Origin of the sequence: Rhodococcus sp. C-2, assembly GCF_027854095.1 — a bacterium.
In the GTDB taxonomy this organism is placed as follows: domain Bacteria; phylum Actinomycetota; class Actinomycetes; order Mycobacteriales; family Mycobacteriaceae; genus Rhodococcus_F; species Rhodococcus_F qingshengii.
The window spans coordinates 186,365-212,133 of sequence record NZ_JAQGFI010000002.1 but is presented as its reverse complement, the minus strand read 5'-3'; the positions used below and the strand labels follow the sequence as shown (position 1 = coordinate 212,133).

The following is a 25,769-nucleotide window of genomic DNA, read 5'->3' as shown; positions in this document are numbered from 1 at the left end:
ACTGGATTTTGTACTGAGGGGGTCTGATCCGGCGATCAGGTGAGGTACCCGCCGCCGTGGGGGAAGAACTCGGCGGCGGTGTACTCGCTGCCGTCGTCGAGTCGGACGCGCTCGATCCGCAGTCCCTTGTTCTTGCCCGACCACGCGTCGGGGCCCGCGACGATCACCATGCCGTCGTCTTCCTGGATGAACACTCGGCCGGGGGTTCCGCCGTAGTGCCCGCGTGAGACGGACGCCTTCAGGATGCGGATGCGCTGGCCCTTGAACTCGGCGAAAGCGTTGGGGTACGGATCGGACTGTGCCCGGACGAAACGCTCGATGACCTCGGCGGGCCAGGACCAGTCGACGTGGCTGTCCTGCGGTGCGCGCTTGTGGAAGAACGTGGCCTGCGATCGGTCCTGCGGCGTCCAGTCGGTACGGCCGGACGCGATCAGATCCAGGGCGTCGAGTGTGATGGGGCCGATCATGTCGATCGTGCGGTGGAACAGATCGGTGACGGTGTCGGTCGGGCCGACCGTCGTCGAACGCTGCAGCACGATGTCGCCCGCATCGAGTTCCTCGTCCATCAGGTGCGCCGTGAGCCCGACTTCTTCTTCGCCGTTGATCAGAGCCCAGATGAGCGGGGAGAATCCCGTGTACTTGGGCAGCAGCGAATCGTGGATGTTGAGGGTGCCGTACTTGGGTGCGTCGAAGACCTCCGCAGGCAACCAGGTACGCCAGTTGTTGGCGACGATGATGTCGGGAGCTGCTTCGGCCAGCGCGGCTTTGAAGGCGTCGTCAGGCTTGTTCGCCACGTGAACGGGTACACCGTTCTCGGCCGCCAGATCTGCAACCGAGTCCGCCCACATCTGTTCGTAGACGTGTTCGCTCTTCGGGTGTGTGATTGCCAGCACGACCTCGTGATCGGAGTCGATCAAGGCCTGCAGGGTACGGTGGCCCCAGGTTTGGTATCCGAGCGTAGCGACTCTCAACGGGGGTCCTCCTGGACGAGCATGGGCTGGGGTTGCGGTCACACGACCGCCCATCAGCTTAGGCTATCCAACCAAAATTGTTGATCACACGTACGAGGAGGAAGGCTGACATGACGGTCGCCACAATCAACGGAATCCCCATCAATTACCAGGTCAAGGGTGATGGAGATCTGGTGGTGCTCATCATGGGGACCGGCAGCCCCGGCCGCGTCTGGGATCTGCACCAGACCCCGGCACTAGTGGCCGCCGGCTACCGAGTCTGCACCTTCGACAACCGCGGAATCGCACCGTCCGGCGAGAGCCTCGGCGGCATCACGATGCCCGACATGGTCGCAGACACCGCCGGACTGATCGAGCACCTCGGTGGCGGTCCGGCCCATGTCATCGGAACCTCGATGGGCGCCCGGGTGGCGCAGGAACTGACGCTCGCCAGGCCCGATCTGGTTCGCAAAGCAGTGTTCCTCGCCGGTCACGCCCGGATGGATCATTTCCAGCAGGTCCTGACCGAGGGTGAGCGCCAGTTGTTCGACAGTGGCGTCGCTCTGCCGGCCAAGTACCGTGCCGCAGTGACCGCGGTGATGAACCTTTCGCCGGCCACGCTGGCAGACGATCACTCGGCGCGCGACTGGATGGATATCTTCGAGTTCACCGGCGGCGCAACGTCACCGGGTGTTCGCGCACAGCTCGGTATGGACCGCGCCTTCGATCGACGGGGTGCGTACAAGTCGATCATGCGCCCGTGCCTGTCCGTCGCTTTCGCCGACGACCGCATGATCCCGCCCTACCTCTCCCGCGAGGTGGCGGACTGCATCGCGACGGCGTCGTACGAAGAGATTCCCGACGCCGGGCACTACGGCTACCTCGAGCGTCCGGAGGCCGTGAACAAGGTGCTGATCGACTTCCTGGCGAAGTAGTTCTTTCGCACGCGAGAAAGGGCCTGACCTGCTAACTGCAGGTCAGGCCCTTCTCATGTTTCAGGCCAGTGCCAGGAACAGCTTCTCGAGTTCGGCCTCGGTCATCGGTTCCTGACCTTCCGCGCTGTCACCGCTCAGGCATTCACGCAGCCCGGAAGCGACGATCTTGAACCCTGCTCGGTCCAGCGCCTTGGACACGGCGGCGAGTTGCGTGACGACGTCCTTGCAGTCGCGGCCGTTCTCGATCATCGAGATGACCCCGGCAAGTTGGCCGTGGGCACGACGCAGTCTGTTCAATACGAGCGCAATGCTCTCTTCGTCGCCGGTCATGGTGGCCCCTTCTCGAGTGTTCGTGCTGCGGTCAAGGGTACCCCTGGGGGCATGTCACTGCTTGATTCAGTGTTTGATCCGACTGCGGTGTCAGATCAGCGAGTCGACGGCCGCGCGCAACTTGACGGCTGCGTCGGCTGCCACGGACTCGAGGCCGGGTTCGCCGGAAAGATGAACCATGAGAGCAGGGTTCATCGCTTCGACGAAGAACGAATTCTCGGTAGTCGTATCTTCGCGGACGACGACGTTGCACGGCAGCAGGAGGCCGATCTGACGATCCACCGAAACTGCCCGATGGGCCAACGGCGGGTTACAGGCACCCAGGATCAGGTACTTTTCCATGTCCTCGTCCAGCTTCGCCTTGAGTGTTGCCTGCATGTCGATCTCGGTCAGGATGCCGAAGCCCTGCTCGGCGAGAGCGCCACGCGTGCGGGTGACGACGTCGTCGAAGGTTCCGGTGACCTTGGTTGCGATCGCTATCGGTTCTGTGGGTGTTGTCATTGCGCACTCCTCGTCGTGGGCTGTCACTGTCGCCGGCTTTGATTTCTCTTGTCCCCATTATACCCCTGGGGGTATCAGTAGGACAGTGATGTCGGGTACACGATCAGCCATGCGAGAAGCTGATGTTCGGCAGGACGCGACGCAGCCATGCCGGCGCCCACCAGGCTGCCCGGCCGGTGAGGCGTAGGAGAACGGGCAGCAGTACCAAGCGGACGAGCACTGCGTCCAGGAGGACAGCTACGCCGAGAATGATGCCCATTTCCTTGGGTGGCAAGGGATCTGCGAGCGCAAAAGTGAAGAAGACCGCAACCATCACCGCTGCTGCCGCCGCAATGACCCGACCTGAATGCGCGAGGCCGTCGATGTGTGCGATCGCGGGGTCGCCTGTGCGTTCGTAGTGCTCCTTGGCACTCGAAAGCAGGAACACGGTGTAGTCCATCGCGATCGCAAAGATCATGGCGAAGAAGAAGACCGGACCCCACCCGTTGAGGAAACCCTGGGGGGTGAAGCCGAGTAGGCCTGCTCCGTGACCGTCCTGGAAGATCAGCTTCGCGATTCCGAATGCGGCCCCAGTGGACAGCAGGCTGACCAGCGTGCCGATCAAGGCGATCAAAGGCGCCTGGAGGGCGATCAGCAGCAACAGGAATCCGAGCGTCAGAATCACGACCACGACGATGGGAAGGTAGTCGTCGAGTGCCTGCTGAAGGTCGAGATTTTCGGCCGGAGCGCCGCCGACGAGCGCCGATTCCGGCAGTTGCGACCGAAGGTCGGCGAGGATGGTTTCCATCGCAGGATCTGACGGGTCGACGGTGGGAACTGCTTGCAGCATAACAAGATCGGACCCGTCGGCAGCTTGTTGCGCTGGGGTGACCATGGCCACGCCGTCAACGCTCATGGTAAGACGTGAGGTGTCGGCTGCATCGTCGGCGGACGTGACGATCTGCAACATCCCCGGGGCGCCGTCCCCGAATTGCTGCTGCACCAGTTCATAGCCCTGGCGAACCGGGGCGTCCTCGGGAACCACGGCGATGGAGGGCATTGCCACCTTCAGTCCGAAGACCGGAACAACGAGTGCGATCAGGATGAGTAAGGCGCCGAAGCCGAATGGCCACGGGTGCTTGTGCAGCAATGATGCCCAACCTGCGAACATCGGGGAGCGGTGCTGCTGGCGCTTTGCATACGGTAGAGAACCGCCGTTGACCTTCGCGCCGATCCTGCCGAGCACGGCAGGCAACAGGGTGAGTGTTGCGGCGAGAACGAAGATCACAGCGAGCATGATTCCGACAGCCATCGTGCGTACGGCCGGGGCTGGAACGATGAGAACCGCAGACAAACTGACCAGAACTGTGAGGCCGGAAAGGACCACAGCCTTGCCGGCGGTGTCCATGGTTTGAGCCACGGCGGCCCTTGGATCCGGATCGGCTCGCAATGCATCCCGGAACCTGGCGACGAGGAAGAGTGCGTAGTCGATGCCCAGCGCGAGAGCGAACATCATCGCGAAGTTCATGGCCCACACGGAAATCGGCGTGATCTCGTTGAGGATTACAAGCCCACCCGCCGAAGCGACCAGGCCCGCAAGCGTCAGCAGTAGTGGTAGACCCGCGGCAACCAGGGAGCCGAAGGCCAACACCATGATCGCGAGAGTGACGGGCCACGACATCATTTCGGCTTTGATCATGGCTTCGTGATTGGCCTTGTTGAAATCGCTCCACAACGCCGACGCACCCGTCGGGTACACCTCGATCGTGTCGGTGGACAAGCCCGTGAGCTTCTTGCCGAGTTCGTCTACCGCGCTGACCATCTCGTCGGTACTCGCGTTGGCGCCCGCGACCATGATGCCGGTATGTCCGTCCGGGCTGATGGTCATACCGGGCTGCGGGGCGATCACTTCGCCGAAGCGAGGGTCCGCGGAAAAGATTTCCGTTGCCGCGGCCAGGGTTTGCTGCATCGACGGATCCGTGATGGGTAGAGAATCCGAGTGAACGACCACCTGTACTGCGGCGGAGGAATTTCCACCGAAATGCTGCTCGGCCAACTCGCGAACTTGCACGGATTCGGATCCGTTTGCCTGCCAACCCGCGCCGGCCAGAGAGGTGAACACGCTGGGTGCTGCGGCGCCGAGTGCGATCAACGCGATCAACCAGACGCCGACGACGAGGCGGGTGTGAGTCGCCATCGATCGACCGAGACGCGCAAGTATGCCGTCGGCTCGGGTGGGTGGGTCCGCGGTGACTGTTCTGGTCGCTGACATCTTCACTCCTGATACGGGTGGGGGTATTCCTGTCCGTCACTGTATACCCCCAGGGGTATCGATCTGTCACATTCGAGGGTTCTCTATGCTGCTGGGGGCACCGTCCGATCTGAAACGGTGAAACGGATATGGGAGAGCAATCATGGACGCACGCGACTGGGACGAGCGATACCGAGCGGTGACGGAGCCATGGGGAGTCGACCCGGCGGGAACCGTCGCAACAAGAATTTCCGATCTGAGACCGGGCACCGCGATCGATCTGGCCTGCGGCGACGGCCGTCACGCGCGGTGGATGGCTGGGCAAGGTTGGTCGGTGACTGCGGTCGACTACTCGTCGGTGGCGATCGATCTGGCACGGGCGAGTGACGGGGACAAGGCTGTCGACTGGCAGGTCGGCGACGCGACCGAGTGGCAGCCGGAAGGGCTGGTCGACCTGGTGTTGGTCAGCTTTCTTCACCTCGAGGTCGACCATCTGGCCGCAACCTTGAAGCGCGTCGGGGAGTGGCTGACGCCCGGCGGACGGGTCCTCTATTTGGGGCATTCCATCGAGAACTTCCATCGTGGTGTGGGCGGTCCACCCGAACCGACCATTCTGCCCGGTATTTCCGATCTCGCTCGCGCTGCGGAGGGATCGAGGGTCTATGCCCTCGAACATGTCGTTCGGCCGCAAGACGGTAAGACAGCAATTGACGTTTTGCTCGAATTCGGTCCGTGGGAACAGGTCTGACCAGGGCGGGAGCGCACCTTCACGTTCCTGGGTAGCCTACCCTAAACTTGCGAGGGTGTTCGTCGTTCGATGAGCATGAACGACGATGATCGGATTCTTGATGTCTGACCACTCTCAGGTAGCTCACCCGGCGGTATCGGGCGGTGCCGATCTGGACGCAGCGCTCCCGGCGACGGCCGCTCAGCGTGAGGTGTGGGTTGCTCAGAACGTGGATCCGAGCAGTCCGGTCTACAACATCGGACTTGTCGTCGAGGTCGACGGCACGATCGACGTCGAGCGCGCGGCAGCGTCGATCGAGGCCAGCGTCGGACGCGTCGAAGCGCTGTTCGTGCACTTCGAGGTCGATGCCGACAACCAGCTGATCCAGGTGCCGATTCCGGATGCGCGCTGGGACGTGGAAATTCTCGACCTTCGGGCCGAGGCGGATCCCGATTCGACTGCGCAGTCGTGGATGGACACCGACATGGCTCGGGTCTTCGGTCCGGACGATCTGCTGTTCCGCCAGGTGCTTCTGCTGACCGCTGACGACCGAGTCATCTGGTATCAGCGCTATCACCACAGCGTGATCGACGGGTACGGCATCTCGCTCATCGTCGCCGACGTCGCCGAGCGATACGACGATCCGAATCTCGGGACTGCCGCGCCGCAGTGGTCACTCGACGCCGTGGTTGCAGCCGATCTGGATTACCGGAACTCTCCGCGATTCCAGACCGACCGTCAGTACTGGGTCGAACGCGTTGAATCGGGACCGGAAGCGACGCGTATTCTGCATGGGCAGGTGGATGATTCGCTGCCGCCGATCTCGGCGATACTCACGCTCGACGCTGATCGCGCGGCACAGCTCTACCGCTATGCGGCCGACGCCGGGATTCGACGAACTCGTCTCCCCATGGCCGTGCTGATCGCGTACATCGCACGAACCACGGGACAGCACGACGTTGTCGTCTCGGTACCGATGGCCGCTCGGGTGGGGCGCGACATGCGTCGCACTCCTTCGATGGCGTCGACGATTTTGCCGCTGAGTATTCGGGTAGAACGCTCGGAAACCATCGGCCAGTTGGCAACTCGTCTCGACACCGCCCTGGTCTCGATTCTCAAGCACGGGCGGTACCGAGGTGAGGATCTCGCTCGCGACATTCGGGCGATCGATCCCGACCGTCAGGTCTTCGGCCCCGGCATCAACTCGATGATGTTCGAACACACACTCACCTTCGGCGGATGCCCGGTGCGCGTGCGTAATTCGGTAACCGGTCGAGTCAGTGACCTGGATCTGAGTGTGCGCGGTGGTCAGGACGGGGAACCGATCGAGATCGACGTCCGCGCCCCGGCCGGATTCGACAGGGAGTTGGCCGATCACACCGCCAGAATCGAACAGTTCCTCGATCGATTCGTAGCAGAGCCGCAGCTTCCGATCTCGGCACTCGACCCCATGTCGCTCGCGGAGAGAGAACTCGTGCTCCACGGGTGGAACGACACCGCAGAGCCGCAGCCCGTCACGACGGTGCCGGATTTGTTGCGCAGCAGCTTCTCTGTCGATCGGAGCGTTGTCGCCGTGGTCGACGGGGACGTCCGGCTGACGTACGGCGAACTCGAAAGTCGGGTATCACAGCTCGCCGCGCACTTGATCTCTCGCGGTGTCGCGACCGAAACCGTTGTGGCGATCGGGCTTCCGAGATCCGCCGAGATGGTGGTGGGGTTGTTGGCCGTCATGTGTGCCGGTGGTGCCTTCGTGCCCCTGGATCCGTCATGGCCTGCCGAACGCCGCGAATCGGTACTTGCCGACGCGGGCGCCACACTGGTGCTCACCTCGGACGGTGTAGACGACTCCGTTCCGGTCGATCTCTCCGCGTGGGCGTACGAGGACGGGCCCTCGGACCTGTCCGAGACGATGACCTCCGACATTCGTAGTCACGGTGCCCAACTCGCATACGTCATCTTCACGTCCGGTTCGACCGGACGTCCGAAGGGCGCCATGATCCGCCACGAGGCAATCTGCGCAAGGTTGCTGTGGCAGCGGGAGCGGATTCTCGGGTTCGGGTCCGGCGATGCCTCCTTGTTCAAAGCCCCACTCTCGTTCGACATCTCGATCAACGAGATCCTGCTCCCGCTCGTCTCCGGCGGTCGATTGGTGATCGCGAAGCCCGAGGGGGAACGCGACCCGCAATACCTGCTCGACCTGATCGCCGGAGAATCGGTCACTTTCGTCTACCTGGTCTCGTCGATGCTCGACATCCTTCTGGATCTGGCGAACGGGACCGATCAGCTCGATTCGTTGAAGCACGTGTGGTGCGGCGGTGAGGTTCTCACGCCTGAACTCTTCGATCGGTTCCGCGATCAACTGTCCACGACGCTGTATCACGGCTACGGCCCGGCCGAAGCGACCATCGGTGTCTCCCATGTGATCTACCGCGAGGACGCGGAACGAATCGCCACATCCATCGGTCGCCCGAACCCCAACACTCGTCTGTACGTGTTGGACGGCGACTTGCAGCCGGTTCCGATCGGCACCGGCGGCGAACTCTACGCCGCGGGCTTCCTGCTGGGACGCGGATACGTGGGTGCTTCGGCACTGACCGCATCTCGTTTTGTCGCGGATCCCTTCGTCTCAGGTGATCTGGCCGGATCCCGCATGTATCGCACCGGTGACTTGGCCAGATGGACCGCCGACGGCACCCTCGACTTCCTCGGACGCACGGACAATCAGGTGAAGATCCGCGGCATGCGCCTGGAACTCGAGGATGTCGAAGCCGCCGTGATTTCGCACCCCGCAGTGCGTCACGTGGCAGTTCTGGTGCGCCAAGCACCAACAGGTGCAAAGTATCTCGCCGCCTACGTGAGCGCAGCGTCGGGGACGAACCTCGCGATCGACTCACGTGAGCTTCGCGAGTGGGCTGCGAGCAAGCTGCCCGACTACATGGTCCCGACCACCGTCACCGTCCTCGACAAGTTTCCGCTCACGGCAAACGGCAAACTCGACCGTCGCGCGCTACCCGAGCCCGATCTCGCCGAACTGAGTGCACATGTCGCTGCGAGAAACGAAGTCGAACAACAGTTCTGCACGTTGATTGCGTCGGCAGTCGGCCTCGATTCGGTCGGCGTTACCGACGACTTCTTTGCACTGGGCGGCGACAGCATCGTCGCGATCTCACTCGTGACCGCGGCTCGTGCTGCCGGTTTGTCGATCAGTCCTCGCGAGGTGTTCCAACTGCGCACCGCCGAGGCTATGGCGCGTGCCCAGTCCTCCCGAGTGGCTGAGATCGTCGACCACGCGGACCAACCGATCGGCCACGTAGCCACGACGCCGATTGCCGCCAAGGTTCTCGGAGTGTCGGACGCAGTACGAACCTTCCACCAGCGTGCGCTGATTCAGACCCCGTCAGCTTTGACCTCCGAGCACGCCGAGTCGGCGCTCGACGCCCTGGTGGCGCGCCACGATGCACTTCGTGGGACGTTGACTTCCGAAGGAACGCTGCTTGTTCCGGAGACAAACGAAGCGGCTGTGGTCTTCGAGACCCGTGCACTACCGGCACCGCTCGAAGAATGCGGACCGTTGATCGTCGCCGAGACCGAGCGAGCTGTCGGCCGTCTGAATCCAGCCGACGGCACGATGGTCAGCGCTGTTCTGTTCCGCCCTGTGACCGGTCCCGGACGGCTGTTGCTGGTCATCCACCACGCGGTGGTCGACGGCGTCTCGTGGCGCATCATCCTCGAGGACCTCGCGCGCGCCGGCATCGCAGCGATGAATGGCGACGAACCCGCACTCGCTCCGGTCGGCACGTCGGTGCGAAGGTACGCCGAACTCGTCTCGGAGGCGGTCGGAGCCGGGCGACTGGACTCGGAAATCGAGTTCTGGGACTCGGTGACGTCCGCACAACGGGCATCTCTCGGCCGTCGGGCACTCGACCCGGCAGTTGACCTCGCGCGCACCGCTGCGGCGCGGTCGATCACCCTACCTCCAGAACTTGCAGATCAGCTGTTGGGCAGTGTCCCACGGGCGTTCGGAGCCGATGTGAGCGAAGTGCTGGTCACCGCACTTGCCGTGGCGCTGACCCGTTGGAGCGGTGCCGGATCGGTGACGATCGATCTGGAGGGGCACGGACGCGACGAGGACATCGTTCGCGGTGACGGCGATGCGCACGTCGACCTGACTCGTACCGTCGGATGGTTCACCACAGTGTTTCCGGTGGCGCTCGAGATCGGCACAGCCGCTCCCGATCTCGACGCGAGCGGCGAGTTGGCGGGGGTTCTCAAGAGCGTCAAGGAGCAACTTCGACGGGTCCCGAACGCCGGCTTCGGGTACGGAGCATTGCGATACCTCGGCGGCTCGGATCAGTTGCGTAGTTTCGCAGCGCCGGAGGTGGTGCTCAACTATCTGGGACGCACTGCCGCAGCGGAGGGGGACTGGTTCCCGGTGTCGATGGACGGTGCTGCCGATCCGTCCATGCCGATGGGTCACGCGTTGTCTGTCGACGTCGTAGCCGAGGACGCCGCCGGTGGACCACGCCTGCGAGCCACCCTGACCTGGGCGTCGAACATCTTCCTGCGTAGCGATATCGACAAGTTTGCGCGGTTGTGGCTGGACTCGCTCGAGGCCGTGTCCGGGCTCGCAGCCTTCGGCGGAGCCACACCCTCGGACTACCCTCTGGTGGCGCTCGCTCAGGCAGACGTGGACGGGTTACCGAAGGCTGAAGAGATTCTCCCACTCACTCCGCTGCAGGAAGGGATCTACTTCCATTCGGCGTTTGCCGATCCGGGGGCCGATCAGTATGTCGTGCAACAGGTTGTGGAACTGACCGGAGCCGTGGACAGTGCGGCGCTGCACCGCGCGCTGCAATCCGTCGTCGATCGGCATGAGGCGCTGCGCACCGGATTCTCGGTCCTGGGTGACGGCCGGGTCGTGCAGGTGGTGCACCCGAGCGCTGTCGTGGAGATGGCGGTAGTCGAGGTGGCCGGCGCCGATGTCGATGAACTGCTTTCCGCCGACCGCGCGCGCGGGTTCGACCTGGCGCAACCGCCGCTCGTCCGTTACACGCTTGTCCGTGCCTCTTCGGAGAAGTACCTTCTGCTGCAGTCGATTCACCATGCGGTCGCAGACGGATGGTCGGTTCCGGTGATGCTGCGGGAGCTGATGGCGTCGTACAGCGTTGGCGACTCCGGCGCGGTGCTCCCGACTCCGGCGCCGTACCGCAGCTATCTCGAATGGTTGGCCCGCCACGATCACGAGGCCTCGGCAGCGGTGTGGAGAGAAGCGCTGAACTCTCCCGGGCCCGCGGTCGAACTTCCCGCGCCGAGCGCGGGCAGCAGCGGCGTCTGTGCCACCCGAGTCGAGCTGTCCGACAGTGATACTCGCGCACTGGCGATCAACGGACGCTCCCATGGCCTGACGCTGAGTACGCTCGTGCACGGCGCCTGGGGGCTGGTGCTCGGCCGAATGACCGGCCGAACAGAGGTGCTGTTCGGATCGACCGTATCGGGACGCGGTGGAGACCTGCCCGGCATCGAGTCCATGGTGGGCTTGTTCATCAACACCGTGCCGGCTCGGTTGCGGTTCGATCCGGCAGAGACAGCCGCGCAAGCGCTTTCCCGTTGGCAGAGGGAACAATCGGAACTACTCGACCATCAGTACCTGGGGTTACCCGAACTGCGACGGACCGGCGGACTGGAGCAGGACTTCGAATCACTCGTCGTGTTCGAGAACTATCCACTCGGTGACACGGCAATCGCTGATCCGACGAACTCGGTGCGACTGACGGGAATTCGATTCGACGAGCGACCGGCCTACCCGCTGACCCTGATCGTCGTCCCCGGCGATCGATTGGCGTTGGAGCTCAAGTACGACGCTGCTCAGGTGGACGGCGATGCCGCTGCGTCGCTGGCCGAAACTCTCGCAGTCGTACTCACCGAGCTCTCGCGCGATCTCGATCAGGTCATCGGCCGGATCGCGCTGGCACCTGCACAGCCGGGAAGCGTCGGCACGGCCTTGGATCGGCCGCGCGCAACGCTGACCGAGCTGCTGAAGGATCAAGCCGGGCGTACGCCCGAAGCCACCGCAGTGATCTTCCGTGAAGAGTCGTTGACCTACGCCGAACTTCACTCTCGCGCTGATCGTTTTGCGCATCTGCTGCGCGAACGTGGCGTCGGACGCGAATCGTTGGTAGCGGTTGCCTTGCCTCGCTCTCTTGATCTGATAGTCGCGATACTCGGCATCGGAAAGGCCGGGGGAGCATACGTTCCCCTCGACACCGGCTACCCGGCGGAGCGGCTGACGTACATGCTGGGTGACGCCGATCCTGTGTGCGTCGTGGTGTCGGAAGACTCTTCACTCGATTCGGGTTCGGTTCCGCGGGTGACGGTATCGGAGTCGGCGCAGTTCCCCGCCGATCCGCTGAGTGTCCCAGGAACGCCCGCGGATGCCGCGTACATGATCTACACTTCGGGTTCGACCGGTCGCCCCAAAGGCGTTGTGGTCAACCACGAGGGTGTGGTCAACCGATTGCTCTGGGCACAGCAGATACGTCCGATGGACGTCTCCGACCGGATGCTGCAGAAGACCCCGTCGAGTTTCGACGTCTCCGTTCCCGAATTCTTCTGGCCGTTCCTGGCGGGGGCAACTCTCGTGATGGCCGAGCCGGACGGGCACAAGGACCCTGGCTATCTGGCCGACGTCATCGTCGAACATTCCGTGACCCGCGTGCATTTTGTTCCGTCGATGCTCGACGTGTTTCTCGCGGAGCCGAAAGCAGCACTGTGCTCTTCGCTCGAGATCGTCAACTGCAGCGGTGAGGCACTGCCCGTTCACGTTGCACGCAAGGTCGCCGAGATCCTGCCGAATACTCTGGTGGACAACCTCTACGGCCCCACCGAGGCCGCCGTCGACGTCAGTTGGCAGCCGTCGGTGCAGGAAACTCCGGCAGACGCCGTCAGCGTCCCGATCGGCGCACCTGCCGCCAACACCGGCCTGTTGGTTCTCGATCCCTACCTGCAGAACGTCCCGGCCGGTGCCACCGGTGAGCTCTATCTGGCAGGGCCACAACTGGCGCGTGGTTACCACGGACGTGGGGGATTGACCTCCGAACGATTCGTGGCGAATCCGTACAGCGACGGCGGCTCGCGGATGTACCGGACCGGTGACATCGTGCGGTGGAATGCCGACGGCGTTCTCGAGTACCTCGGCCGTGCCGACGAGCAGGTGAAGGTTCGTGGATTCCGAATCGAACTCGGCGAAATCGACGCGCAATTGGCGCTGTGCCCCGGAGTCACGGCAAGTGCCGTGATCGTCCGAACCGACGGTCCGAGCAACCGCGCACAGGTGGTCGCCTACCTGGTCGGAGATGCTGATGATGTTGCGGTTCGAGCTCAGTTGTTGTCAGTGCTACCGGAGTTCATGGTGCCAAGTGCCTTCGTGCGGCTCGAGTCGCTGCCGCTGAGCCCGAGTGGCAAGCTCGACCGAAAAGCACTACCTGCACCGGATTTTGCGGCACAGGTGGGCGACTTGACGGGAGTGGTTTCCTCGGGCGTTGCAGACCTCCTCGCCGGGCATTTCGCGACGGTTCTCGGACTGCCTCGAGTCGGGGTGCGCGATGACTTCTTCACTCTCGGCGGCGACAGTATCCTGGCGATCCGACTGGTCAACCTGGCTCGTCGTGATTCGGTAGTGCTGACCCCGCGTCAGATCTTCGAATTGCGCACTCCCGCTGCGATCGCTGCAGCGGTGGGTGATGTCGCCACCTCGGATGCCACCGTCACGGCCGACATCGGCGTGGGTGAGCTGGTTCCGCTGCCGGTGGTTCACCGCTTGTCCGAATGGACGGGTGGTACCGACCGCTTCAACCAGGCAGTTCTGATCCACTCTCCGGCAACATCTCTCGGTTCGATCACCGGCGCATTGCAGGCCGTGCTCGATCACCACGACGGACTTCGCCAAACCTTGATCCGACATGACCGCGGGATGTGGTCGGCGCGGATCGAGGAACCCGGTAGTGTCCGGGCAGCGAACCTGGTCGAACGCGTTGATGCTCGGGGACTGGATGACGCCGAGTTGCGAAGACTCGTCACTGAGCACTCTGAAACTGCGACCAGTCGATTGGATCCGTCTGCAGGGCGGATGGTCTCGGTGGTCTGGTTCGATTGCGGCGCTGAGAGTCTGGGCAGACTCGCGATAGTCGCGCACCACCTGGTCGTGGACGGGGTTTCCTGGGGAACCCTGCTCGAGGATCTCGCGATGGCCTGGGTGGCAGTCGAAGCCGGAGAGCCCGCCGCACTGGATGCCGTCGGAACTTCGCTGCGTACCTTCTCCCGTACGGTGGCCGAACACGCATACAGTGCTCATCGATTCGCCGAACTCGATCACTGGCTGACCGTGACCGCTCCGGGCGCGCAGTTGATCCCCGACGCCGCGGGCGATGCCGTCGTTTCCGGAGGCTCGAGGCGCACGGTCACGGTGGACGGAGCAATCTCCGAGGCAGCACTTGGATCGGTTGCGGCAATGGTGGGTGCCGAGGGAACGGATGTTCTGTTGGCAGCGCTGACGATGTCGGTCGATCGCTGGCGTCGCTCCACCGGCCGCAGTGAGCACGAACTGCTGGTCGATCTGGAAAGGCACGGCCGCGAGGAGTTGGTGGCGGGCATCGATCTGTCGCGAACAGTCGGCTGGTTCACCACGATTGCCCCGATGCGGCTGCACGGCGGAATCGACCCGGTGGACACGCTACGCGAGGTGAAGGAGAGCCTGCGGGCGGCTCCGGACGGCGGTATCGGCTACGGGATGCTGCGATACGTGAATGCCCGCACGGCATCGACATTGTCGGGGCGCTCCGAATCTCAGATCCTGTTCAACTATCTCGGACGTACGACGACAGCTGGATCGACAGCATGGTCCTTGGCAGCGGAATCCGAAGCCTTGTCCACCGATCCCGACGCAGACATGGGAGGCCCGTACCGGCTGATCGTGAATGTCGTCAGCGAGGATTCGGGGCTCCGCGCCGACTTTGCCTGGGCAAGTGAAGATTTGTCCGAGGAGGATGCGCAGTCACTCTCCGACGGCTGGGTTTCGGCGCTCGGCGATCTGGCGGCTGCGGCCGCGCGTCACGCCGGGTCTCCCATTCTGACCCCGTCCGATGTGACGTTGCTCGACCTGAGTCAGACCGAGATCGACGCGATAGCCGATGCGAGTCCGGCAGGTGTCAGCAGCATCCTCCCACTCTCACCGTTGCAGGAAGGCCTGTACTTCCAAGCCGGCTACGCGGGCAGCAGCGACAGCAGCAGTGGTGGGGACATCTACACGGCACAGTTCTCGATGGACTTCGGGCACACCCTCGATGTCGACAGGTTGGCTGCGGCCGCCCGGACACTTCAACGACGAAATCCCACGTTGCGAGCGGGTTTCGTGAGCGAAGGGCTGAACGAGCCGGTGCAGTTCTTCAGCGCTGGACTCGATGTTCCGGTCGTCGTCCACGATCTCCGTGAACTCGACGACTCGGTTGCTCGTGAGCGTGCCGAGGCCGTCGCCGCCCAAGACCGAGTGACGCCATTCGACCTGACCGCGCCGCCGCTGTGGCGTATGAGTGTGCTGCATCTGCCCGGCGGCCAGGATCGTCTGGTGATCAACAGGCAGTTCCTGCTGTGGGACGGCTGGTCCAACGGCCTTGTCGTCAGTCAGCTTCTGGCGCTTTACGATACCGGCGGCGACGACAGCGCATTCGGCGAACCCGAGGGGTCGTTCGAGACATACCTCGCCTGGTTGGCCGATCGCGACGGTGCAGCCGCCGACGAGGGGTGGCGCGGAGCGCTCGCAGGACTCGAGGAGCCGACGCTTGTTGCCGAGCCTGCGCCCGGCGTCGAAGTTCAGCTTCCGGATCGCCGCGATGCGGTTCTGTCGGAAACGCTTTCGCGTGCGTTGCGTGAGCGCGCTGCCGCGTCCGGCGTCACGTTCAACACGGTACTGAATGCAGCGCTGGCTCTCGTGCTGGCGTCGGCCACCGGTCGACAGGACGTCGTCTTCGGCTCCACGGTTGCCGGACGGCCGCCGGAGGTACCGGGAATCGACACCGTGGTGGGCATGTTCCTCAACACCGTTCCCGTTCGGCTGCAACTGGATCCGAACGAGAGCGTCGAGGAACTTCTTCGTCGGACACAGGCGGATCGACTTTCGCTGATGCCGTTCGACTACCTCGGTTTGGCATCGATCCAGCGTGTTTCCGAGCATCGTCAACTCTTCGACGTGCTGATGGTCCTGCAGAACTTCGTGGACGAGAAGCAAGTCCACGCGCTCAACGCCGCTCACGACGTGAGTGGAAGCGACAGTATCGATCACACGCACTATCCGCTGACCGTCGTGGTCACACCGGGTGCCACCGTCAACGTCAAGTTCGAGTTCCATCCGCGTCTGGTGACCGCGCGCCGGGCCGAGGACCTACTGGGTCACTTCGTCGACCTGCTGCAGAGTTGGTCGCAGGACATGACGGGATCGGTTGTTGCGTCTCCGGTTCCCGCAGTAGCGCAGCAGACGCAGATCCGGGAGTTGCCGGAGCGCACCATTGCCGACCTGTTCGAAGAAGTCGCGTCGGCGCAACCGAACGACACGGCACTCGTGTTCGGGAAGCGCCGGATGACCTACGCCGATCTCGACGGCGAGATCAACCGGATGGCGCGGTTGCTGATCAATTGCGGCGCCGGCCCGGAAAAGATTGTCGCTCTTGGCCTACCACGTTCGGTGGACATGGTCGTCGCGCTCTTCGCGGTATTGCGCACGGGTGCTGCCTACCTACCCCTCGAACTCGACCATCCGGCCGAACGGTTGGCCGTGATGATCGACGACGCGGATCCTGTCGTGTTGCTGACAACCGTTTCGGCCTCAGGGAGGTTCGAAGGTGCCGACGTCCGCACTATCGTGATCGACGAACCCGATACAGCAGCAAGGAGACTGACGATCTCGGCGCGGGCGCTCTCCGCGTCGGAACTCGGAGCATTCGCTCCGGGGGCACCGCATCGACTCGACCACCCCGCGTACGTCATCTACACCTCCGGTTCGACCGGCAAGCCCAAGGGCGTGGTCACCGGTTACCGTGGCTTGACGAACATGCAGTTCAACCACCGCGAGGCGATTTTCGAACCCGTGATCGCCGCGGCGGGCCGGCGCCTGCGGATCGCGCACACCGTGTCCTTCGCCTTCGACATGTCGTGGGAGGAACTTCTGTGGCTCGTGGAAGGCCACGAGGTGCACATTTGCGACGAGGATCTGCGTCGTGATGCCGAGGCACTCGTTGCATACTGCGACGCACTGGACATCGACGTCGTCAACGTGACACCGACCTACGCGACGCACCTGATCGACAGCGGGCTTCTCGACGACGGTGTGGGACACCACCGCCCGCCGTTGGTCCTGCTCGGCGGTGAAGCCGTTCCGGATTCGGTGTGGAACAGGCTGCGCGACACCGAGGGAACCGTGGGGTACAACCTCTACGGTCCGACGGAATACACGATCAACACGCTCGGTGGCGGAACGTTCGACAGTGACACCCCGACCGTCGGCAAACCGATCTGGAACACCGCCGCGCATATTCTCGACGGCTGGCTGCGTCCGGTCCCCGATGGAGTTGCCGGCGAACTGTACATTGCCGGAGCCGGTTTGGCTCGCGGCTACCTCGGACGCTTCGCGCTCACGTCCGAGCGCTTCGTCGCAGATCCGGCTGGGACCGGAGAACGTATGTACCGCACCGGGGATCTCGTGCGGCGACGCGGTGACGGCAACCTGGACTTCCTCGGCCGCACCGACGATCAGGTGAAGATCAGAGGTCACCGCATCGAGCCGAGCGAAATCGTCTCCGTTCTCGAATCCGACGAACATGTGCGGCAAGCGGCAGTGGTGGTCGACGTCGGGGCAGGTGGAGTCAAGAGGCTCGTCGGCTACGTGACGCCCGTGCGACTCGGCGCCGGGCACGACTACCGCGCGCAGGCGCGAGTTCTCCTACCCGACTACATGGTTCCGGCCGTGGTGATCGAGGTGGAGACGCTACCGATGACCGTCAACGGCAAGCTCGACGTCAAGGCACTGCCCACCGCTGATTCGGTGCTGGGGGAGCGGAGTGGGGAGTCGATCGCACCGCGTAACCACACGGAAGAGGTCCTCTGCGACCTCTTCTCCGACGTACTCGATGTGGGCGATATCGGGGTCGACGACAACTTCTTCGACCTCGGTGGGCACTCGCTTCTGGCCACCAAGCTGATCAGTCGAGCTCGGATCGCCATTCCGAACAGTCTGACCATGCGTGATCTCTTCGAAGCGCCGACCGTCGCGGAACTCGCGGAACGTATTGCGGCCGAGCAGGGATCGACGCGACCGGTACTGGTAGCGAAGCCGCGGCCGGACCACCTTCCTCTTTCTGCCGCTCAACAGCGATTGTGGCTGATCGGACAGATGGAGGAGAACTCCGCGGCCTACAATTTCCCGATCGTGCTCCGTTTGGACGGCGCACTGGACGCGGACGTCTTCGCCGCGGCGCTCGGCGACGTCGTGGAACGACACGAATCCCTGCGTACGGTGTTCCGGTTGGTGGACGGATCGCCGGAGCAGATAATTCTCGAATCGGCGACGATTCCGGTCGAGACAGTTCATCGAGACGAATCCGGTGTCGCCGGTGAAATTGCCGTGGCAGTGGGTCGTCCGTTCGACCTGTCTGACGAGATTCCGATCCGCGCACGTCTGATCCGGGTGGACGGTGCCGAGGTGGACGGTGCCGTAGTGGTCGTGATCGTCCTGCATCACATCACGACGGACGAATGGTCCGATCGGCCATTCCTGCGCGATCTGATGTCTGCATACTCCTCTCGGATCCAGGGCGAAGATCCAATTTTCGAACCGCTTCCGGTTCAGTACGCGGATTACACTCTGTGGCAACGGGAATTGTTGGGCAGCCCCGACGATCCGTCGAGCATCCTGAGCACGCAGTTGGACTTCTGGGCGAAGAGTTTGGACGGAGCCCCCGAAGAACTGCTGCTTCCCGCCGACCGGAGTCGACCGGCCAGACCGAGTTTCTCCGGTGGTGCAGTGGTGACACGGTTGGGCGTGGAGACAACTGCTGCACTGCGAGATCTGGCGCGCGAGAGCCAGAGTTCGATGTTCATGGTTCTGCACGCGGCGTCGGCGGCGTTGCTGACTGCGCTCGGAGCGGGTGAGGACCTTCCCCTCGGCGCTCCCGTCGCCGGACGTAGTGAGCAGGGACTCGACGAACTGGTCGGCTTCTTCGTCAATACGATTGTGCTGCGCACGGATACGTCGGGTAACCCGACGTTCCGGGAGTTGGTGGATCGCGTTCGCGAGGGAGATCTCGAGGCCTTCGCCAACGCTGACGTTCCCTTCGAAACGGTGGTGGAGCGCCTCAATCCGTCGCGTACTTTGGCACGTAATCCGCTGTTCCAGGTCATGGTCGGCTATCACAGCCGGGAGGAGATGGGAGGGGATCCGTTCGAACTCGAGGAGTACACAGCCAAGTTCGATCTGGTGTTCAACTTCACCGAGTACCTCGGCGACGAAGGCTGCATCGACGTCCGACTCGAATACGGCAGCGACCTCTTCGATCGCGAAACAGCACAGCGGATTTCGAACCGATTGGAATCGGTGATCGCGGCAGTCGTGGAATCGGCCGACATCGAGATCGGCGACATCGACATCTTCTTGCCAGGCGAACTCGAGCAAGTTGTCACCTCGTTCAACGACACCGCCGTCGACGTGCCGGAAGAGACGTTCTACGACGCTTTCGCGCGTGGAGTCGTTGCTACGCCCGAGGCGATTGCGGTGCGCGACGAGGCGGGGCAGGCCACGTACCGCGAACTCTCCGAGCAGTGTGATCGGATCGCCGGCGTGCTGTATCGCCGCGGAGTGTCGGTCGAAGACGTGGTGGGGCTTGCCGTCCCGCGCTCGGTGGAAATGGTCGCGTCGGTCCTCGCGGTGCTCAAGCTGGGGGCCGCGTATCTACCCCTGGATTTGAGTCACCCGAGCGAACGCATCGCATACATGCTCACCGATTCCCGCGCCTCGGTACTTCTGTCCACTGCGGAGGAAAGCTCGCGGATCGAGGATGTGGTCGGCGTCGAGCGAATCCTCCTGGACGATCCGCTGATCCGTGCGGAACTGGACGAGGCAGTGATCGTCGAAACTCCCCGGCCACCAGTTGGCGTCAGCCACGCTGCCTATGTCATCTACACCTCGGGATCGACCGGCAAGCCGAAGGGAGCCGTCCTCTCCCATGACGGTATTCCGAGTCTTGTTGCCACAGCCGAGGTTCGGATGCGACTGGTACCGGGTTCGGTGGTGATGCAGTTCGCTTCGGTCGGCTTCGACGTCGCGGTATTCGAGCTGGCGATGGCACTGTGCACGAGCAGCACCCTGGTGATCGTGCCGCAGAATGCACGAGTTGCCGGTCCGGCGCTGACCGATTTCATGACGAGCAATCGTGTCACCCACGCGATCATCCCTCCCTCGTTGCTGGCCGCTCTGCCGGCAGGATGTGAAGTGCCGCAGGGCTGCACCGTGTTGGTCGGAACCGAGACGGTGCCACCGGAGCTGATCGGGCGATGGGCGGAGCGGCTGAATTTGCTTGCCGCGTACGGACTCACCGAAGCCACGGTGAACAACACACTGTGGCAGGCGGAACCCGGTTGGAACGGTCCCGTGCCCATCGGAATCCCTGACCCCAACGAACAGGCGTACGTGCTCGACGATCAACTCCGTCCGGTTCCGCCGGGAGTATCCGGCGAGCTGTACATCGCGGGACGCGGCCTGGCGAGAGGCTATCTGGGCCGATTCGATCTGACGGCGCAGAGATTCATCGCCGATCCCTTCACCGCGGGCGATCGCATGTATCGCACCGGGGACCGCGCGCGGTGGCGCACTGACGGGAACATCGACTTCCTCGGCCGCGTCGACGATCAGGTCAAGATCCGCGGTTTCCGAATCGAGTTGGGCGAAATCATCGGAGCTCTCAGTGCCCATCCTTCGGTGAAGCAGGCAACGGTCGTCGCGGATCGGCAGGGCGAAATCACGCGCCTGGTCGGTTACGTGTCACCGGAACCCGGTGTCGTCGTCGACACGACGGCAGTGCGGAACCTCGCGGCACTGTCGTTGCCCGACTACATGGTTCCGACCATGGTTGTCGCCCTTGACGGTCCGCTGCCGTTGACGCCCAACGGAAAGCTCGACCGCAAGTCGTTGCCCACTCCGGACTGGTCGGAGCTGGCGGGTGATGTTGCTCCTCGCACGGCAGTGGAGTCCACGGTTGCGGCTGCGTTCGCGGAAATCCTGCAGCTACCGAGCGTCGGAGTCCACGACAGTTTCTTCGAACTCGGCGGCCATTCGATGGCTTCGATGAAACTGGTCGGTCGCATTCGGGAAGCGTTCGGTGTGGACGTCAGTATTCGAGACGTATTCGACGCGCCGAGTGTTGCGGAGTTGGCGGCCGTCGTCGCGCGTTCGGAAGGTGGGCGTCCGATCCTGGCGCCGGCGGTGAAACGTCCCGAGACGATGGGTCTGTCTGCGCCGCAACGTCGTCAATGGGAGTTGTTCCGCGCGTCCGGCGCGCAACCGCAAGCAAGCCACGCTCTGGCGCTGACCCTGAAATCGAAGATCGATCCGGAGATTCTCGGGCACGCCTTGGACGATGTGACTTCGCGGCACGAACCCCTGCGGACCACCTTCGTCGAGGTCGACGGCATCGTCGTGGCAAGAGAATCGGTGCGTCCGACTGTCGATGTGGTCGATGTCGGCGCCGGCGATGTGGGTCGAGTGGTGTTCGAACTGGCTCAACTTCCGATGGATCTGCGTGAGCAATCACCGTTGCGGGTTCATCTGGTGCTCGGTGAAGACGGCTCTAGGACAATGCTTCTCGTCATGCACTACATCGCCGTCGACGAGTGGTCAGTAGTGCCGCTGTTGGGAGATCTGGTCTCTGCTTATGCAGCCCGGTCGCAGGGAGATCAACCGGTTTGGGACGAGCTTGCATTGACGTACGCCGATTACACCGTGTGGTCGGACGAGCTGTTGGGAGACCCCCGAGACGTCGACAGCCGAGCGTCGAAGCAACTTGCATATTGGCGGGATGCGCTCGACGGAATACCGACCAGTGTGAATCTTCCGTTGCCGGAAGGTGACTCGGAGCCTCGAGGTGACGTGATCGCCGTCGACATCGACGCGGGTCTGCACGCCGGAATCGACGCCCTGGCTGCGCGCACCGGCACGAGTATGTTCATGGTCCTGCAGGCCGCACTGGCCAGCGTTCTCACGAAGGCCGGCGCGGGTACTGATCTTCCCATCGGTTCATTGGTTGCGGGCAGGTCGGATCCTCGTCTCGAACCGATGATCGGGTCCTTCTTCAATGTTGTTCTCCTGCGCACGGATACGTCCGGTAGTCCGACGTTTGCAGAATTGCTGGGCCGAGTGAGGGAAAGAAATCTGGAGGCGCTGAACAATCAGGATGTCTCATATGTGTATGTCGAGCAGGCGCTGGGTAATCCGGCGTCCATGAGACCTCAGGTGATGGTGATCCATCACCAGCAGGCGGATTTGGACGGGCTCGGCGACTTCGGTTCTCTCGTACCGATTCCGGTGGGAGTGCCCCATGCGGATGTGACGTTGAGTTTTTACGAGCCGGTGGGCGATGGGCCTGTCTTTGCAACTCTCGGGTTCCGTGCCGACCGCGTCGATGCGGGTGCAGTCCGCGTATGGGCAGGTCAGTTGGTCGACGTGATCGAGGCTGCAGTCGCCGCCGAAGGGGATGACGCGAGCGAGGGGGCGAAACTATGACATACGTCGCATCGCTCCGTGGGGTCGACCGCTATACGGGGGCTCACAGTGTTGATACCCTCACCTCATTAAGGGTAGCCTTTGCTACTTACTTCGGGACATCGATTGGCGGCCGTACCAGGTCGTTCCGTCGGGGATGGACTACCTGTAATGAGTGAATCACCAAGAGACTCCAGCGCCGAACCTGCCATTGTCGACATCGTCGGCGTCGGGTTCGGTCCGGCCAACCTCGCGTTGGCCATTGCTGTCGAAGAACACAATGCAAATTGTGCGGCCGTTGATCGGGTGAACGCGCGGTTCTTCGAAAAGCAGTCTCAGTTCGCGTGGCATCCCGGGATGCTGCTCGACGGTGCCACCATGCAGATCGCGTTTCCGAAGGACCTGGTGACGTTCCGGAATCCACAGAGCGGATACAGCTTCTTCTCGTATCTGTTCGAGCAGGGTCGACTGGTCGACTTCGTCAACCACCAGACCTTCTTCCCCACGCGCCACGAATTCAACGACTACCTGTGCTGGGCAGCTCGACGAGTCGACGCGGACGTGCAGTTCGGTACAACCGTCGACGGGGTCGAGGGCATCAAGAACTCCGACGGCGTTGTCGATCGCTTTGCGGTTCGCACCGCCGACGGTGAAACGGTGATCGCGCGCAACATCGTTGTCGGAGCCGGCCTGAAAGAGCGGATCCCGGAGTGGGCGACGCCTTCGTCGCGGTGCTTCCACAATCACCAGTTCCTCTTCCATCTCGAAGCAATGCCGGAGCCCGTACACAACCGGTTCGTCGTTCTCGGCGCCGGCCAGAGTGCCGCGGAGATCGTGGACTACCTGCACGCGAACTACCCGAACGCCGAAGTTCACAGTGTTTTTGCCCGTTACGGCTACAGCCCGGCAGACGACAGCCCGTACGCGAACCGCATCTTCGATCCCGAAGCCGTCGATCAGCTGCACGGTGCAGACGCCGCGGAACGACGCCGACTGCTCGATCTGCACCGCAGTACCAATTACTCGGTCGTCGACATCGAACTGATCAACAAGCTGTATGCCACCGAATATCAGGAGATGGTTCGTGGGCCGCGGCGACTGTTCATGCGTCGGGCCTCGGAGATCACGAGTGCCGTGGAGACCGAATCCGGCATCGAACTGGCTGTCCGTAGCAATCTCGACGGCTTGACCGACACGCTGGCGTGCGACGCACTCATTCTGGCCACGGGTTTCACCCCGGCACCTCTGGACGATTTGTTGGGTGAACTCGTGCCGGATTCGTCCGTTCCGCGTAACGTCAGTCGGGATTATCGACTGGCTGTAACGGAGGACGTGACAGGCGGTATCTATCTGCAGGGTGGGACAGAACAGACTCACGGATTGACGTCGTCGCTGCTGTCGAACGTGGCAGTGCGGGCGGGGGAGATTCTGGCGTCGGTGCTGAGCCACCAGAACCGAACTGGTGCGCTTGCTAGTCTGGGCGCACAAGACACGTACGTAACGAGTGAGGCGAGATGAGCACTAACCCTTTCGATGACGAAGACGGCCGCTTCTACGTGCTGGTGAACGACGAGGACCAGCACTCGCTGTGGCCCACGTTTTCCGAGGTCCCCGCCGGCTGGCGAGTGGTGTTCGGTGAAGACAGCCGCAAGGCGTGCCTCGAATACGTCGAGGCCAACTGGACCGACATGCGTCCGAAGAGCCTGCGTGAGGCCATGGAAGCCGATCAGGCTGCCGGTGGAAAGCACGCAGTCGAGAGCTGATTCTCTCACCGCTCGGAACCCCCGAGACCCCGAGTGAACAGAAAAGAGCTGGGCACCGTCAGGTGCCCAGCTCTTTCTGCTTGAACGACGCCTACTTCTCGGTGACGGGAACTCGACGCCTGCGCTTGCGGACCATCGGGCGACGTAGCGAGTCCACGCGCATCAGAATCCGTGGACGACGCAGCGTGCGCGCTCCCCATTCGCCGAGCGTGACGCCCGCGGCCAGGGCACAGCCGATACCGAACGCCGACAGCAAGGCAGTCAACCCGATCAGTACCTGGTCGTTGAGCAGCGCGTACAGGCCTCGGTACAGCGACAGACCGGGGAGCAGCGGAGTGATGCCTGCGACCGCGACAACCAGCGGAGGCGTCAGTGCGCGGCGAGCCATCAAACCACCGGCAAGACCGACCACGGTTGCGGCGATTGCGGCGGCGATCACGGGACCGACGTCGAGTGTCTGCACGAAGATCGACACACCACTGCCTGCCGCACCGCCCAGGAACGCCGCGGTGAGTGCACGCCGCTCGGCGTAGCAGGCGAGCGCGTAGAACACCGACGCACACGCACCGGAGAGCATGAGGATCGGCAACTGCGTGATGGTGGAGACTTCCACATTGATCGGTGGAAGCGTCGAACCCAACATCCCGGTCATTCGCAACGAGATTGCGACGCCCGCGATGATGCCGCCCGTCATCATCACCACTTCGAAGAATCGCGCGACAGCTGTAATGGGTGCACCCATGATCGCGTCCTGGACCGAGCCCACCAACGACAGCCCGGACAGTAGAACGACCACTCCGGCCGCGATGACCAACGACGGCCGGATACTGATCCCCAGCTGGTCCTGAAATGTATAGAGCGTGGCGGCGGGCGCAGCCGCGATGAGACCACCGACAACCTGCTGGAAGAAGAACGGTAATCCGAACCGGTTCAGTACGCGGTTGACTCGATCGATGACCATCGTCGTCAGAAACGCGACTGTGGCAACGAGGAACCCGCCGCCGAGCAGGACGGAGACCGAAGCCGCCATCGCAGCCCAGGCCATGGTCGCGGTCCATCGGTTGTACGGGTGCGGCGCCGTCGTGATGGCTGTGAGCGCGTCGTGCGCTTGGTCCGGTGTGATCGCCTCACGGCGGATACGACGTGTCAGACGGTCGACGGCCGCCAGCCGCGTGAAGTCCATCGAGCGGTAGTGGACGATGCGCATCGTGCTCGCCGGCGGTCGCGTCGGGCCGCGATAGGCAGAGAGCACAATCGAGTTGTAAGTGACGTCGACGTCACACTGGGCAAGGCCGTACGTGGCGGCGATGAACTGCACCTGCTCAGCGGTGTCCATGGCCGCGGTTCCGGATGCGAGGAGGACTTCGCCCACCCGAACCGCGAGGTCCAGGACCTCTGCGACGACGGCGTCGTCTGTCAGGTCGATCGGTTGAAGCGGTGCGGGAGCCGACGTGACCGTGTCGACGGTGGCTTGCCGGTTTCCCGTCAGGCGTGTGAGTACTTCGGTGAATTTCGCCATCAGGGGGCGGAGTGGGAGT

Annotated in this window: 10 protein-coding genes; 5 read left to right on the top strand and 5 right to left on the bottom strand. The window is 63.2% G+C overall.

The features are described from left to right. Positions 1-35: 35 nt before the first annotated feature. Positions 36-971 (bottom strand): methionyl-tRNA formyltransferase, encoded by a 936-nt coding sequence (locus tag PCS43_RS04745; protein WP_007734348.1) that lies wholly within the window; start codon positions 969-971, stop codon positions 36-38. A 110-nt stretch (positions 972-1,081) separates the two neighbouring features. Between PCS43_RS04745 and PCS43_RS04740 the strand changes: the two genes are divergently transcribed. Next, complete coding sequence (locus tag PCS43_RS04740) at positions 1,082-1,885, top strand: alpha/beta fold hydrolase (protein ID WP_003945829.1); 804 nt, start codon at positions 1,082-1,084, stop codon at positions 1,883-1,885. A gap of 60 nt (positions 1,886-1,945) precedes the next feature. Here PCS43_RS04740 and PCS43_RS04735 read toward each other — a convergent pair whose 3' ends face one another. The 3 genes from PCS43_RS04735 to PCS43_RS04725 form a co-directional block, all read right to left on the bottom strand. Further along, positions 1,946-2,215: a metal-sensitive transcriptional regulator gene (locus tag PCS43_RS04735; RefSeq protein WP_007734349.1), complete on the bottom strand. Its 270-nt coding sequence runs from the start codon at positions 2,213-2,215 to the stop codon at positions 1,946-1,948. 90 nt (positions 2,216-2,305) lie between these two features. Then, on the bottom strand, positions 2,306-2,716 hold the full coding sequence (locus PCS43_RS04730; protein ID WP_125050330.1) for a DUF302 domain-containing protein: 411 nt from the start codon (positions 2,714-2,716) through the stop codon (positions 2,306-2,308). A gap of 103 nt (positions 2,717-2,819) precedes the next feature. Beyond that, a complete protein-coding gene (locus PCS43_RS04725; RefSeq protein ID WP_128637857.1) occupies positions 2,820-4,967 on the bottom strand; it encodes an MMPL family transporter in 2,148 nt (715 codons plus the stop codon). Between the two features lie 142 nt (positions 4,968-5,109). Here PCS43_RS04725 and PCS43_RS04720 point away from each other — a divergent pair, with 142 nt between their 5' ends. The 4 genes from PCS43_RS04720 (at position 5,110) to PCS43_RS04705 (ending at position 24,231) form a co-directional block, all read left to right on the top strand. Then, complete coding sequence (locus tag PCS43_RS04720) at positions 5,110-5,694, top strand: class I SAM-dependent methyltransferase (protein ID WP_003945672.1); 585 nt, start codon at positions 5,110-5,112, stop codon at positions 5,692-5,694. 85 nt (positions 5,695-5,779) lie between these two features. Further along, a complete protein-coding gene (locus PCS43_RS04715) occupies positions 5,780-22,489 on the top strand; it encodes a non-ribosomal peptide synthetase (protein ID WP_209911425.1) in 16,710 nt (5,569 codons plus the stop codon). A gap of 150 nt (positions 22,490-22,639) precedes the next feature. After that, on the top strand, positions 22,640-23,986 hold the full coding sequence (locus tag PCS43_RS04710) for a lysine N(6)-hydroxylase/L-ornithine N(5)-oxygenase family protein (RefSeq protein WP_007734359.1): 1,347 nt from the start codon (positions 22,640-22,642) through the stop codon (positions 23,984-23,986). Continuing rightward, entirely contained in the window at positions 23,983-24,231 is a 249-nt protein-coding gene (locus tag PCS43_RS04705; protein ID WP_003945538.1) for an MbtH family protein, read from the top strand. The genes PCS43_RS04710 and PCS43_RS04705 overlap by 4 nt, the downstream gene beginning before the upstream one ends. A gap of 91 nt (positions 24,232-24,322) precedes the next feature. On the opposite strand, the gene PCS43_RS04700 is transcribed toward PCS43_RS04705, so the two are convergent. Then, complete coding sequence (locus PCS43_RS04700; RefSeq protein ID WP_007734361.1) at positions 24,323-25,750, bottom strand: threonine/serine ThrE exporter family protein; 1,428 nt, start codon at positions 25,748-25,750, stop codon at positions 24,323-24,325. Positions 25,751-25,769: the final 19 nt, after the last annotated feature.